The 13,597-nt window shown below is 40.6% G+C and carries 14 protein-coding genes and 1 other RNA gene; 9 read left to right on the top strand and 6 right to left on the bottom strand.

Annotated elements, in window-relative coordinates:
• The first annotated feature begins 121 nt into the window (after positions 1–121).
• Complete coding sequence (locus L8106_RS17635; protein ID WP_198012967.1) at positions 122–325, top strand: hypothetical protein; 204 nt, start codon at positions 122–124, stop codon at positions 323–325.
• Between the two features lie 113 nt (positions 326–438).
• Here the strand turns inward: L8106_RS17635 and L8106_RS17630 are convergent, their stop codons facing one another.
• The 4 genes from L8106_RS17630 to L8106_RS32345 form a co-directional block, all read right to left on the bottom strand.
• Positions 439–1,392: a GDSL-type esterase/lipase family protein gene (locus L8106_RS17630; RefSeq protein ID WP_009785756.1), complete on the bottom strand. Its 954-nt coding sequence runs from the start codon at positions 1,390–1,392 to the stop codon at positions 439–441.
• A gap of 183 nt (positions 1,393–1,575) precedes the next feature.
• Positions 1,576–1,765, bottom strand: a non-coding RNA gene (gene ssrS / locus L8106_RS30750) — 6S RNA.
• Positions 1,766–2,060: 295 nt separating this feature from the next.
• Positions 2,061–2,405: a hypothetical protein gene (locus L8106_RS17625; RefSeq protein ID WP_009785754.1), complete on the bottom strand. Its 345-nt coding sequence runs from the start codon at positions 2,403–2,405 to the stop codon at positions 2,061–2,063.
• Entirely contained in the window at positions 2,395–2,568 is a 174-nt protein-coding gene (locus tag L8106_RS32345) for a hypothetical protein (RefSeq protein ID WP_009785753.1), read from the bottom strand. Before L8106_RS32345 ends, L8106_RS17625 begins: the two co-directional genes overlap by 11 nt.
• Before the next feature lie 258 nt (positions 2,569–2,826).
• On the opposite strand from L8106_RS32345, the gene L8106_RS17620 reads away from it, so the two are divergent.
• The 6 genes from L8106_RS17620 to L8106_RS17595 all read left to right on the top strand — a co-directional run bounded on the left by L8106_RS17620 (position 2,827) and on the right by L8106_RS17595 (position 9,678).
• The gene (locus tag L8106_RS17620) at positions 2,827–3,486 is read left to right on the top strand and encodes an AAA family ATPase (RefSeq protein ID WP_009785752.1); all 660 of its coding nucleotides are present in this window, start codon (positions 2,827–2,829) and stop codon (positions 3,484–3,486) included.
• 28 nt (positions 3,487–3,514) lie between these two features.
• The gene (locus L8106_RS17615) at positions 3,515–4,006 is read left to right on the top strand and encodes a hypothetical protein (protein WP_009785751.1); all 492 of its coding nucleotides are present in this window, start codon (positions 3,515–3,517) and stop codon (positions 4,004–4,006) included.
• 16 nt (positions 4,007–4,022) lie between these two features.
• Positions 4,023–4,481 (top strand): hypothetical protein, encoded by a 459-nt coding sequence (locus tag L8106_RS17610; RefSeq protein WP_009785750.1) that lies wholly within the window; start codon positions 4,023–4,025, stop codon positions 4,479–4,481.
• A gap of 127 nt (positions 4,482–4,608) precedes the next feature.
• Positions 4,609–7,347, top strand: coding sequence for a valine--tRNA ligase (locus L8106_RS17605; protein ID WP_009785748.1), 2,739 nt, complete (start codon positions 4,609–4,611; stop codon positions 7,345–7,347).
• A 241-nt stretch (positions 7,348–7,588) separates the two neighbouring features.
• Positions 7,589–8,776 carry a ribonuclease III gene (gene rnc, locus L8106_RS17600; RefSeq protein ID WP_009785747.1) on the top strand — a complete coding sequence of 396 codons (1,188 nt, stop codon included), beginning with the start codon at positions 7,589–7,591 and terminating at the stop codon, positions 8,774–8,776.
• A gap of 155 nt (positions 8,777–8,931) precedes the next feature.
• A complete protein-coding gene (locus tag L8106_RS17595; RefSeq protein ID WP_009785746.1) occupies positions 8,932–9,678 on the top strand; it encodes a glucose 1-dehydrogenase in 747 nt (248 codons plus the stop codon).
• A gap of 7 nt (positions 9,679–9,685) precedes the next feature.
• Here L8106_RS17595 and L8106_RS32340 read toward each other — a convergent pair whose 3' ends face one another.
• On the bottom strand, positions 9,686–9,904 hold the full coding sequence (locus L8106_RS32340) for a hypothetical protein (protein WP_071941412.1): 219 nt from the start codon (positions 9,902–9,904) through the stop codon (positions 9,686–9,688).
• Positions 9,905–10,116: 212 nt separating this feature from the next.
• Here L8106_RS32340 and ispG point away from each other — a divergent pair, with 212 nt between their 5' ends.
• Complete coding sequence (ispG, locus tag L8106_RS17590; protein WP_009785745.1) at positions 10,117–11,337, top strand: (E)-4-hydroxy-3-methylbut-2-enyl-diphosphate synthase; 1,221 nt, start codon at positions 10,117–10,119, stop codon at positions 11,335–11,337.
• A 293-nt stretch (positions 11,338–11,630) separates the two neighbouring features.
• Positions 11,631–12,914 carry a carboxyl-terminal processing protease CtpC gene (ctpC, locus tag L8106_RS17585; RefSeq protein WP_009785744.1) on the top strand — a complete coding sequence of 428 codons (1,284 nt, stop codon included), beginning with the start codon at positions 11,631–11,633 and terminating at the stop codon, positions 12,912–12,914.
• 4 nt (positions 12,915–12,918) lie between these two features.
• Here the strand turns inward: ctpC and L8106_RS17580 are convergent, their stop codons facing one another.
• A complete protein-coding gene (locus tag L8106_RS17580) occupies positions 12,919–13,395 on the bottom strand; it encodes an NUDIX hydrolase (RefSeq protein ID WP_009785743.1) in 477 nt (158 codons plus the stop codon).
• Positions 13,396–13,597 lie beyond the last annotated feature (202 nt).

Raw genomic sequence — 13,597 nt, 5'->3', positions numbered from 1 at the left:
GATACTTAGGATTACAGATCGTTAAGCGTTTGACGAGAAAACCTGTTTTGCGTGATAGTGTCTAGAGGTGTTTACCGAATTGCAGTTGACTCACGACGAGGAGAACCCATTGAATTCACAGATGACACAATACCCATCCTGTTCACTGCATCATGATGTCAGCGAGTACGTGGCTGACCTTCAACTTCACATGACGTTGCAGGCTCGTAATTTAGTTCCCGCATTGACTGAAGAGGGTAAAGATAGTCGCGAGCAAATGTTACAACAAACTCAGGCTTATTTTGAAAAAATGGCTTCTCGACAAGCGAGTTCTATGTCTGTATGAATTATTGCTTCTAAATTCTTACAAAAGCCGACTGGAAACCCATAAAGTTCTCTGCTTACAGGGAGTCCGTTTTGACTAATTTAGGTTTCTGGTCTGTTTTTTAATACTCATCATTAAACTGTCGGAATTTCTAGGTTTTGATAGTCTTGAAGGGACTCAGAAATGAGCTGATTTCGGATCGCAATCAAATCACAATAGTCAAATTCATCGGTTCCAAATACTTTGAGAGTAATGGTTTTTAAAGTCTCTCCTGGTTGAACCTTGTAGGAACTCCAACGATAAGACTTTCCATTTAGCTTAAACTCGGGTGAAGATTGTAGCCATTTTTGATAGTTTTCATCCCGTCCTTTTGTGTAGCGAGATTCGGTTTGAGTGAGTGCAAATTGCCAAACTTGATAACCCTCTGGTGTCAAATGTAAACCATCAGTTGTTAGTTTTGAATCCAAATTCCCCGATGGATTAGCGAAACGAGGATGAAAATCGAGATAATTTGTATTTTCTTGTTGAGCGAGTTGTTTAAGTTCGAGGTTGAATTGATTGATTTGAGAATTGGGAATGGTAAAAGATAAAAACTGACTCGGTAGCGAAGTGGGAAATAATGATTGAACAAAAAGCTGAGAAGTCGGATGTTTTTCTTGTAATTCTTGGAGAATGCGCTGATAGTTTTTTAAAATAACATGAACTGGAGTTTTGAGTTTTAAATCGTTAATTCCAGCTAAGATATAAATAGCATGGGGTTCTACTGCATCTAAAGCAAACAACCGCTTTAATATTCCTCCGGTTGTATCTCCAGAAATCCCTTGATTTAGCCAAAATATACCCTCTGGAAGTAAAGCAGTGGGAAACCACATACTTAGGGAATCCCCCAATAAAACCGCTAATCGTGTAGAATTAGATTGAGAAGCAATTACCGCTTTGATTAATTGAGCTTCTTCCTGAAAAACCTGTATCCAGTCCTTAGAAAGTGGAGTAAAAGCAGGAGTCGGTAAACGGGTGTAAATTTGCTTGTTGTAGAGAGCAACCAGTCGTTGCTGATACATTTCCAAACCCGTTTTAGGCGCTGACATAGAAATAAACCGTAAAAAAATTTAAGCCAATCTTAGCATTAGACTAGCCTAAATCCTCCCAAATTTTAAAACTTTCCAAATCTTAAAACTTTTATTTTTTGTATAGCATCTGAGTGATTAGGCTTGGAAAACACCTAAACACAGTTGTCGAGTTGTATCGGAACACTACATTACGGAAAGATTAGGTTTACCGCAACGCCGTCTTACCCCAGTTTTTGACCTCAATATGCCTTTTAGGTGGGTACCTTTGTCGAGCTTTAAGTTTCCGGATACTAAGTCCGGTATACTGCCACTCGAAGTTTCTCTGGTTCCCGGATACTGAGATTTACAGATCAAAAAAACATAAAGGCAGTCACCAACGCCGCAGCAGAACCTGTTTCCTATTATAACGATTCTTTTTAAACTGTGGAGAGGTAAATGTACTCATTTACTGATTGGGAGTTGGGAGTCACCGAGTCGGGAGTCGGGAGTTGGGAGTCACCGAGTTGGGAGAAAAACCCGGTTTCTCTGAGAAACCGGGTTTTTTAGTCTCTACTGTATGTACTTCATTCAACTGAAAACCGCTATAGTTTATCATTTCCCGAGACAAGGGATATAAACCCGCCCCTACAACACAGGTGACGGGTGAGGCGGTAATTAGAAGGGAATGGCTGAGGTGTGAGTTTTGACTACCGAGAAACCGATCGAACAAACGTTGCTGTATTCGTGACATCGCTGGGAATATAAATCGTTTTGTACTCATCAATCACAATTTTAACATCTTTTTCAACCGTTCCCAACGCATCTAAAACCGCTTGAGAATTATTAAAACAAAACCACATAAACCGTTCATCTCCCTTTAACCGAGGGAGTTGGTTTTCTGTGCGTTTATCAACGTAGAAACAAGGACTACCCTGTTGACTTTCACCGATTAAAGTATTCGGCTTGTAAGTCCCGGTAACGGTTACTTCGCCGTCAAACGTTACCTCTCCAACCCAACGATTTTCATCAAAAGGATGAAGATCAACCTTCACCACATCCAGTCCGAGAAACTGTTGTTTTTGTTGAATTTCCAGCGGGATCAAAAATATTAGCAGCAGTTTGGTTTTGAGAGTTCGCCCGATAAACAAAAGCCCCCGACATAACCGCAGCTAAACCCACAGCAAAAAAGGGATAAAAAACTCTTTTCTTGAACATATTAACCCAGACGTTAAAAAATCATCTAATCAGATCTCCATCCTCTACAAGAATCACCAGAAATTTCCAGATAAATAGATCAACTAATTTATTAGGTATCTAACCTCTGCCTAATTTGTATAGACATCCTACGGAAGGGTTATCTATGGTTATGATATGATGTTATATGAGTTAAGATTAAGGTCTCAGTTTTAGTAAGCAATCTGGTATGATCTCAAATATCAGTGCAATTTTTAAAACCAGTTGGGGAGGTATCAATTGAAAATTCTATGCACCCATAATGATGGGGGAGTGGGTAAAACGACTCTAGCGGTTCATGCGGTAGGTGCTTTATCATCTCAGATAGGAAGAATTCTTCTGATAGATTGCGATGATCAAACTGACTCCTGGCAATTTTATGTCGATAGAATTCCTGAAAAAGGCAAACCGGATTTCCAAAGTGCCGGGAAATATGATGAAATTTCGGTAGCTTACAATCCTGATCGAGAGTCTATCAAAAAGATGACTAAGCCCGAACAGTACAACCACATTGTACTTGACATTGACAGTCCTCTGGCGAATACTGTTCAAGTTATTTTACAAGATAATCCTAATCTGATTTTAGTTCCTGTCAACCTGTCCCAAAGAGCTAAAGCATTACGCAATCTTCCCCGTACCTTACAAGTGATTGCTAACATGGAGTCTAATATGGGCTTTACACCAATAGTTAAGATAGTCCCCTTGGGAGTTGAAAGAGAACGACTGTTACAGGTTGTTGAAAAAGCTGAAAATAAGCCTAGAAAATGTAGTGTTGCAGAAGAAATGTCTAATCTACAAGATGAGATGCAAAAGGCTATCTATGAGGATAGAAAATATATCTGGAATTATAATGGATATGAATATTTGAAAGACTATTTTAATAAATTGTTAGGAATTTAGAATTATTCAGCCTAAAGGAGATTTGTATATGTCATCAGATAACCAAGCTAATCAGGAAACAAACCAGAAGATCAATACTTTTGATGATCCTCTCGCACAAAGAGCAATGGAGATAGGTCAAGAAAAGGCAAAAAATTCTGAATCAGAAGAAGAAAAAATTACTATTGAGTTAACAAAAGTAGATGCAGATAAGTTGAGTAAGCTTATGTCAAGACTTGCTCTAAGGGATGACATTATAGTAGAGTCTGCAATCAGCTTAGTTCGCCATTATGTTGTGAAAGAAAAGCGTACTTCTGTGGATCAACTTGAAAAGAAGTTTTTGGGTAATGGTAATACAGATTCAGGTGAAAAGCCCCAGCATATTAAGTTATCATTAAGTGCAGAAGGTCAGAGAAATCTTAAAGATTTAGAAATGGATGAAAAAGTATCTGAATGTGTCAGAATAGCCATTAACTTATATGATGATGTGATTCACTCCTATGATTTAACTCAAAACAGTAACCCAGAAAATCATGATTAAATAATGGCTTAAACTAATGAAAGACCATCTAGCAATCCGCGCAATTATTAAAGGAATTGTTAACTCTGATAGTACAACTAAGGGAGATTTAGGTCGTCGGTTTGCTGCACATTTAGGACTCACTCCAGGTCCAATGGGACGTGACGGAGGTGTAGATGGTTCTGGATTTTGGCAAGGACAAGAAATATACTTTCAATCTAAACTCAGGAAAAGTTTGCTGGATAAAGATGAGGCATATATTTTCTATGGTCAGCTAGATACTCACCAACCAGATATCGCCATTCTTCTTGCTGGAATTGGCTATAATTCTAAGTTTGAATATCACTTAAATACACGTTCAAATATTGATCGGTTTAAGATTCACTTACTCACACTAGAAGATATTTTTCAAGAAACTTCAATCTTTGAAGCTGCTGTTGAAGACTTACCACCGTTAAGGGATTTAGGAAATGGGGTATGGGAAGAATTTAGGTAATCCGTTGGGATAACGCTATTATTGTTCTCGACCTTCAAAATTTTGATACTTTAATTGAGATTGCCGATCAATGTGGCAAAATGTTAAGAGCAATTGAAAACGCTCACATTGTCTGCGATTATCGCCCATGACCTCAACTATTCCTAACCTCCCAAGCCAATACGACTCCTCGACCACCGAAGCCAAATGGCAAACTTATTGGGAAGAAAAACAAACCTTCAAAGCTGACCCCAACCATCCCGGCGAACCCTACTGCATTATGATTCCGCCTCCCAACGTTACGGGAAGCCTCCACATGGGTCACGCTTTCAATAATTCCTTGATTGATACTCTGATTCGTTATCATCGCATGAAGGGCGACAATACCCTCTATCTTCCCGGAACCGATCATGCTAGTATTGCGGTTCATAGCGTGATCGAACGACAACTAAAAGAAGAAGGAAAAACCCGTTTTGATTTAGGACGAGATAAATTTTTAGAACGGGCTTGGGAATGGAAAGAACAATCAAGCGGTACAATTACAGGACAACTGCGACGTTTAGGAATTTCAGCCGACTGGACAAGAGAACGTTTTACCCTCGATGAAGGTCTGGCGAATGCGGTAATTGAAGCGTTTGTTCGGTTGTACGAAGACGGGCTAATTTATCGCGGTCAATATATGGTAAATTGGTGTCCGGCTAGCGAGTCTGCGGTGTCGGATGTTGAGGTCGAAAATAAAGAAGTTCAGGGGAATTTGTGGCATTTTCGTTACCCCTTAACAGAAGGGAATGGTTATGTTGAAGTCGCAACAACTCGCCCCGAAACAATGTTGGGAGATACCGCAGTTGCAGTTAATCCTAATGATGAACGCTACAAAAAGTTAATCGGAAAAACGGTAACTTTACCGATTATGAACCGGGAAATTCCGATTATCGCCGATGAATTTGTTGACCCGGAATTTGGAACAGGTTGTGTAAAAGTAACACCCGCCCACGACCCGAACGATTTTCAAATGGGTCAGCGTCATCAACTGCCGATGATTAATATTTTAAATAAAAATGGTTCGTTGAATGAAAATGCAGGAATTTTTGAGGGTCAAGATAGATTTGTAGCCCGAAAAAATGTGGTTAAACAGTTGGAAAAAGAGGGATTTTTAGTTAAAATAGAAGATTATAAACATAGTGTTCCCTACAGCGATCGCGGAAAAGTTCCCATCGAACCGCTATTATCAACCCAGTGGTTTGTTAAAATTCGTCCTCTTGCGGATAAGGCGTTAAATTGTCTAGATAATGAAGATAATCCCGGTTTTGTCCCCGAACGTTGGATGAAGGTTTATCGGGATTGGTTAGTGAAGTTAGAAGATTGGTGTATTTCCCGTCAATTGTGGTGGGGACATCAAATTCCGGCTTGGTATGCGGTGAGTGAAACTGACGGAGAAATTACCGATAATACGCCGTTTGTGGTTGCCAAAACTGAAGCAGAAGCCGTTAAAAAAGCCACCGAAAAATTTGGCAAAGACGTTAAACTGCAACAGGAACCCGATGTATTAGATACTTGGTTTTCATCCGGTTTGTGGCCGTTTTCAACGTTAGGATGGCCGCAAGAAACGGCAGATTTAGCCACCTATTTCCCCACGAATACCTTATCAACGGGGTTTGATATTATCTTCTTCTGGGTCGCCAGAATGACGATGATGGCGGGATATTTTATGGATAAAATGCCGTTTAAAACCGTTTATATTCACGGGTTAATCTTGGATGAAAACGGCAAGAAAATGTCAAAAACTGCCGGAAATGGTATCGATCCGTTATTGCTGATTAATAAGTACGGAACGGATGCGGTTCGATATACACTGATTAAAGAAGTAATTGGGGCGGGTCAGGATATTCGCCTAGAATATAACCGCGAAAAAGATGAATCTGCTTCCGTTGAAGCGTCGCGGAACTTTACCAATAAAATTTGGAATGCGTCTCGGTTTGTAATGATGAATTTGGAGGGAAAAACTCCCCAACAGTTAGGAAAACCGGATAGCGAAAAGTTGGAATTGTGCGATCAATGGATATTGTCTCGTTTCCATAAAACGGTTAAACAAACCTGTGAATATCTGGAAAGTTACGGGTTGGGAGAAGCAGCGAGAGAACAATATGAGTTCATCTGGGGTGATTTTTGTGACTGGTATATTGAACTGGTTAAACCTCGTTTACAAGGCGAAAATACAGAATCAAAACTTGTCGCCCAACAGACTTTAGCCTATGTTTTAGAGGGAATTATGAAGCTGTTGCATCCCTTTATGCCTCATATTACCGAGGAAATCTGGCATACTTTAACTCAAACGGGCGAAGAAACTTGTTTAGCTATTCAGTCCTATCCAGAGTTAGAAACAGATCTGATTAATGATGAATTAGAGACTGAATTTGAGTTAATTTTTGGAACCATTCGGACGCTGCGAAACCTGCGGGCTGATTCAGATATTAAACCCAAAACAAAAGTTACTGCAATTCTGCAAAGTGAAAATGCCAAAGAACGAGAAATCCTAACAAAAGGTGAGAATTATCTCAAGGATTTGGTGAAGATTGAAACGTTGAATATTACCGATACTTTACCTACAGATTTAGGTCAAACTATTGCGGGTGTTATTGGTACAATTCAAGCGTTAATTCCATTGGCGGGTGTGGTGGATTTTGCCAGTTTACAAAAACGAACTGAGAAGAAATTGGCGAAAATCGAAAAGGAAATTGAGTCAATTTCTAAGCGGTTAAGCAATAAGAATTTCGTTGATAAAGCTGACCCGGAAGTTGTTCAAACGGCGAGAGATTCGTTAGCTGAAGCTGAAAAGCAAGGATCGATTTTACGCGATCGTTTACAACAACTTCAGTCAAATTCCTAACTGAAATTGGTTGAATTTTTGACAAGGAAGGGCGCAAGGAAGGGCGCAAGCCTTGCGCCCCTACACGCCCTTTCCGAAGTAATATACATTCTGTATTATTTTAATTGATAAACTTATCTATTCCCATATAACAAGTGAAATAATTTGGAATTTTTGAGAGTTTTTTTAGAATGTTTTCTGGAATTTGACTGCTAAGATTGTGTAGTTAACGGATGAACCTTATGAACTCATTCTACCTACTATGATGAACAACCGTGAAAGAATTGGTCGGTGCTTAGACTTATTAAAACAGGGTTTATATCCTTATTTTGAACAGTGTATGAGAGCGATTTATGGCAATCAATGGCTTTCTCAAGCTGAAAAAGCACTGTCAAGAGACGCAACTTTAAAACGGTCATTTGAAGAAACTTTAAAAGAAGATGTTTCTGTTATTCTAATTATTGTTACTAAGCGGTGGGAGAAGGTTTTTAAGTCCCATTTATCCAGCGTAGAAAGGGCTTTAGTTAGCGAATTAATCGATGTTCGCAACAAATGGGCGCATCAAGTTAATTTTTCCACGGAAGATACTTATCGCGCTTTAGATAGTATATCTCGGCTATTAAATGCGATCAGTGCGACAGAACAAGAAACTTTAATTGATCAATACAAACAAGAAATTTTAAAACGGTTACTCAAAGAACAATCCCGCCCCCATGATAGCGAAATATCCGGCGAAGAATCTTCCGTTAGAGAACGTTTAAAAGAACTTCTGGAGACAATCCCCTTTCAAGATGCTAGACTGCTTCAACGGGCTTTAACTCACCGCACTTATGTTTTTGAACATCCAACAAAAACTGAGGGTGATAATGAACAGTTAGAATTTTTAGGAGATTCTGTATTAAACTTTTTGGCGGGGGATTATCTGTATGAACAATATTCTCATCGTCGCGATGAAGGAGAACTCACCCGTCGCCGTTCTAGTTTTGTAGATAATTCTCAATTCGCTCAGTTTGCAGTTAAACTGAATTTAGGGGAGTGGATGCAGTTAGGAAAAGGAGAAGAATTACAAGGAGGTAGAACAAAATCTTCACTCCTGAGTAATACATTTGAAGCCGTAATGGGGGCTTATTATTTAGATTCGGGAATTGAAGCGGTGAGAGAATTAATCAAACCGTTTTTTGAGTCGGTTGATACTGCAACTGTTGAAGATAGTATTCCTCAGCAAACTTTAATCGATGTTAAAGGACGTTTGCAAAATTTAGCACAGACCAATGATCTACCCATTCCCGAATACTATGTAGTTAGTGAAATGGGAAAAGATCACGCTAAAATATTTACAGTAGAAGTCCGAATTAATAGAAAATTTTATGGGCGGGGAACTGGAAATAAGAAAAAAGAAGCTGAAAAACAAGCCGCTATAGATGCACTTCAGTGTTTGGGTTTGCTATAGTCTTTGATATTAATAACATAGATTAGCTAAAAAGCTATTGATGTTTTTTTTGAGTGGGGATGAGGAGTAATATTTAAGATTATGTCTTGGGAGAGTAGATCAAAAGCCTAGCAATAGTGTAAAAAATGAATAACAGTCAGCAAAGTTGAGTGATTATGAGTTTTGAAAATAAAGTTGCTATTGTTACCGGAGGCGGACAGGGAATTGGAAAAGCGATCGCCCAACATCTTCTCAAAGTTGGGGTAAAGGTTGTGATTGCAGAAATAGATTCAGAAGCGGGAAACGCTACAGAAACCGAATTGGGTTCGTTGGGAGAAATTAAGTTTATTCAAACTGATATTGCTAACGAAGAATCCGTTAAAACTGTCATCCATCAAACGATAGAATTATTGGGGCGTTTGGATATTTTAGTGAATAACGCGGCAATTTCCGATCCGGAAAATGACCCCATTGAACAGTTAAGCTTAGAACATTGGAACCAGATTTTAACCGTTAATCTAACGGGTGCTTTTCTCTGTACAAAATATGCAGTTCCCCACTTACGAAAATCTCAAGGTACAATTCTCAATATTGCTTCAACTCGGGCTTTGATGTCTGAACCGAATACCGAAATTTATTCAATGGCTAAAGGCGGTTTAGTCGCTTTCACTCATACTTTAGCCAACAGTTTAGGGCCAGATATTCGCGTTAATTGTGTTAGCCCTGGTTGGATTGTAACCTCGGAATATCAACAATCTCAACTCACTCCAAAAGATCATCAACAGCATCCGGTTGGACGAGTCGGACAGCCGAAAGATATTGCAGCGATGGTTGTTTATTTAGCTTCAGAAGAAGCCACTTTTATCACGGGTATCAATGTTGTCGTTGATGGAGGAATGACCCACAAAATGATTTATGTTTAAATGGAATTTAAGGCTGATAATGACTTCTAGCGTGGTATTCATCTCCAACAACTTCGAGAATATCATCCGAGTTTAACATCGAATAAAATTGATGTCGTTTTTCCCAAACGCCTCTAGCCGTGCCATCATCAAAACAGGTAATACGGTAAGTCCGAGGCTGAATATGCTGACAATGACAATTTGGAGGCAAAATTAGGTTAATAAGATATTGGATGTTCTTTTTCATAGCCTTGACTTTAGGATGATCTCTTTAATTTATCGCCCTCAAAGCTTATATGAGGAAATCAACTCATTGTGTATTCCAGACAGTCAAGAGTTTTCCTGACTATATACCTATTGCCTCCTAAACCTCTCCCACAAGTGTCACTTTTGTGGCAACCTAAACAGTAGGAGAAAAAATATTTTGAAATCTCTGCTACAGCAATCAACAACTCAATTATGCAAACTTTACCTCGTCCCACCGATTCTACACCCAATCAACCTGCTGTTGACACAAAAATCCATCGTCGCCAAACTCGTCCCGTCCAAGTCGGAGATGTCACCATCGGTGGCGGTCATCCGGTCGTTGTTCAGTCGATGATCAATGAAGATACCATGGATATCGACGGTTCTGTAGCAGGAATTCGTCGTTTACATGAAATCGGCTGTGAAATTGTCCGGGTAACGGTGCCGAGTGTGGGTCACGCCAAAGCCGTCGGAGAAATTAAACAAAAACTCGCCCAAACCTATCAACCTGTTCCCTTGGTGGCAGATGTTCATCATAATGGCATGAAAATCGCCCTAGAAGTTGCCAAACACGTTGATAAAGTTCGGATTAATCCGGGGTTATATGTATTTGAAAAACCCAAATCTGATCGCAACGAATACACTCAAGCTGAATTTGATGAAATTGGGGAGAAAATTCGGGAAACCTTAGAACCGTTAGTGGTTTCACTACGGGAGCAAGGAAAAGCGATGCGAATTGGAGTTAATCATGGTTCACTTGCTGAACGAATGCTATTTACTTACGGCGATACTCCAGAAGGAATGGTCGAATCAGCCTTAGAATTTATCCGCATTTGTGAATCTTTGGATTTTCAGAATTTGGTGATTTCTCTGAAAGCATCCCGAGTTCCGGTGATGTTAGCAGCCTATCGATTAATGGCGCAACGTATGGATGAATTGGGAATGGATTATCCCTTACATTTAGGCGTCACAGAAGCTGGAGATGGTGAATATGGTCGGATTAAATCAACCGCCGGAATTGGGACGTTATTAGCTGAAGGAATTGGGGATACGATTCGCGTTTCTCTGACCGAAGCACCTGAAAAAGAAATCCCCGTTTGTTATAGCATTTTGCAAGCGTTGGGATTGCGAAAAACCATGGTGGAATATGTGGCTTGTCCGTCTTGTGGTCGGACTTTATTTAATCTCGAAGATGTGTTACATGAAGTTCGAGAAGCCACCAATCATTTAACCGGTTTAGATATTGCGGTGATGGGTTGTATTGTTAATGGCCCTGGCGAAATGGCAGATGCAGATTATGGTTATGTGGGTAAACAACCGGGTTATATCTCGTTGTATCGCGGACGAGAAGAAGTCAAAAAAGTGCCAGAAGATCAAGGAGTTGAAGAATTAATTAATTTAATTAAAGCAGATGGACGCTGGATCGATCCGTAGATGAATCTAAAAGAGACAGGACACAGCGATAACCAACCCAATTTACTCTAGTTATCCGTTATACAGATTGCGGTTAGACAAATGGTAAATATCTTATGATGTTACTTTAGGGGTGTGGGGTTTTCACGGTCAATTCGTTGATGAGTATTGCTGTTGGCTTGTCTCTTTAATTTTACAATCCTGATCTACCCTCGTGATTGTAGATATGTGTACTGAGAGTACATGAAATAGCATTGCCTGTGCTAAATTGGGCATAATAAAATTGCAGTCCTTTCCTCCGGTTCAGAAGACAGATGGTTGTATCAAAAAGTGGGCTTGTTGTCAGTGCAACGGCAGTCATGTTAACAGCAGTTGCAGTTGCAGGTGCAGGAATACATCTTTCCAGTCAAGCGTCGTTTCGAGAAAGTCCGAAAGAACTAATTGACGAAGTTTGGCAAATTATTGAAAAAAGTTATGTTGATGGAACATTTAATCAAGTTGATTGGACAGCCGTTCGGAATGAATATCTGAATCGGAGCTATACCACCGATGAACAGGCTTATGAAGCCATCCGAGAGATGCTCGATCAGCTCGATGATCCCTATACGCGCTTCATGGACCCGGAAGAGTTCAAGAATATGCAGATTGATACCTCTGGAGAACTCACCGGGGTAGGGATTCAACTGACTCAGGATGAGGAGTCGAAAAAGCTGATTGTGATCTCTCCGATTGAAGATTCTCCGGCTTTTGATGCAGGGGTTCAAGCTCAGGATATCATTCTGAAGATTGATGACCAAAGCACGAAAGATATGGATATCAACGACGCGGTGAAGTTGATTCGCGGCCCAGTGGGAACCGAGGTCACGCTGACGATTAAGCGGGGAAATGAAGAAATTATCGTTCCTATCAATCGGGCTAAAATCGAAATTCATCCGGTACGCTACTCGACTCAGAATAGCTCAACGGGAACAGTAGGTTATATTCGCTTGAATACGTTTAGTGCGAATGCAGCCGATGAAATGCGAGAAGCGATTACCGATCTCGAAAAACAAAATGTTTCCGGTTATATTCTAGACTTGCGCTCTAATCCGGGAGGTTTGCTCTACGCCAGTATTGAAATTGCTCGGATGTTGATGGATGAAGGCGATATTGTCTCGACAGTAGACCGACGAGGTGAACTTGACCGTCAACGGGCGAATAGTCGGGCTTTAACGGATAAGCCGATGGTGGTTCTGATTGATGGCGGTTCGGCGAGTGCGAGTGAAATTCTCTCGGGCGCTTTACAAGACAATGAACGTGCTTTACTTGTGGGAAGTAAGAGTTTTGGGAAAGGTTTAGTACAGTCGGTTCGTGGTGTGGGTAATGGTTCAGGACTGGCGGTGACTATTGCAAAATACTTTACTCCCGACGGTCGAGATATTAACCATGAAGGGATTGAACCGGATGTCAAAATTGATCTCTCTGAAGCCCAACGCGAAGAACTGCGAAAAGAGCGCACTAAAATCGGGACGTTAGATGATCCCCAATATGCTAAAGCTCTCGAAGTTCTTAATCAAGAAATTGCCACCGCTCAAAAATCTCAAGCGAAAACGAAGTAAGTTTTTACTGATTGAAAGACTGACGAATTAAGTCTAGATGGTCGGCAATTAACTCTCGCTGTTCCGGCCAAAACCAGCTCTGAAATTCATTCAGGGGAAGCCAAAACAGTTTGTAGGGTTTGTAGAGATCAGTTGGAGTTCCCTCGATTTGATTCGTTGTGAACAGGAAGTAGTGGGTTTTTTTCCACATTGTTTTGGAATAGCTTAGTCGCTCCTTGCTCCCGAGTTCCGCAACTTTGTGCAAATCGTTTAAACCTGCTTCCTCTTCTATTTCCCGACGGGCTGCTTGTTCAATCGTTTCGCCCGGTTCAATGCGACCTTTGGGTAAAACATAGCCCGGACGGTTCTGATTTTCTTGAACTACTGCAATATACATTTGCTCATTCTGCTGACGGATAACGACTCCCCCCGCAGAAATAGAGGTTTTTAAGCCGGGTTGCTGCTGATACCAGCTTTCATCTTCCGGCGGCAGGAGACCCACGACGATAGGGACGTTGGAGTTGGGAGGAATGCCGCACAGGGATTTCTGGTACAATACAAGTGGTCACTGACCCACCCGAGACAATGGATTCAGATAGCCATGAGCGTGCGCGCGTCCAGTTACACCTGGCGGCGCAGACAAATTGGTAGACTCAGGAATTGATGACGGGGCAATGGGCATAAACATCCCTTGAATCAACAGT

This window comes from Lyngbya sp. PCC 8106 (genome assembly GCF_000169095.1).
In the GTDB taxonomy this organism is placed as follows: domain Bacteria; phylum Cyanobacteriota; class Cyanobacteriia; order Cyanobacteriales; family Microcoleaceae; genus Capilliphycus.
The sequence above is the reverse complement of the archived record's forward strand: the minus strand, read 5'-3'. Positions and strand labels throughout refer to the sequence as shown.

Coding starts and splice junctions, on each gene's coding strand:
- L8106_RS17635 (WP_198012967.1), top strand. CDS start 122: ATGACACAATACCCATCCTGTTCACTGCATCATGATGTCAGCGAGTAC.
- rnc (WP_009785747.1), top strand. CDS start 7,589: ATGATGAACAACCGTGAAAGAATTGGTCGGTGCTTAGACTTATTAAAA.
- L8106_RS32340 (WP_071941412.1), bottom strand. CDS start 9,904: ATGAAAAAGAACATCCAATATCTTATTAACCTAATTTTGCCTCCAAAT.
- L8106_RS17605 (WP_009785748.1), top strand. CDS start 4,609: ATGACCTCAACTATTCCTAACCTCCCAAGCCAATACGACTCCTCGACC.
- ctpC (WP_009785744.1), top strand. CDS start 11,631: ATGGTTGTATCAAAAAGTGGGCTTGTTGTCAGTGCAACGGCAGTCATG.
- L8106_RS17630 (WP_009785756.1), bottom strand. CDS start 1,392: ATGTCAGCGCCTAAAACGGGTTTGGAAATGTATCAGCAACGACTGGTT.
- ispG (WP_009785745.1), top strand. CDS start 10,117: ATGCAAACTTTACCTCGTCCCACCGATTCTACACCCAATCAACCTGCT.
- L8106_RS17595 (WP_009785746.1), top strand. CDS start 8,932: ATGAGTTTTGAAAATAAAGTTGCTATTGTTACCGGAGGCGGACAGGGA.
- L8106_RS17615 (WP_009785751.1), top strand. CDS start 3,515: ATGTCATCAGATAACCAAGCTAATCAGGAAACAAACCAGAAGATCAAT.
- L8106_RS32345 (WP_009785753.1), bottom strand. CDS start 2,568: ATGTTCAAGAAAAGAGTTTTTTATCCCTTTTTTGCTGTGGGTTTAGCT.
- L8106_RS17610 (WP_009785750.1), top strand. CDS start 4,023: ATGAAAGACCATCTAGCAATCCGCGCAATTATTAAAGGAATTGTTAAC.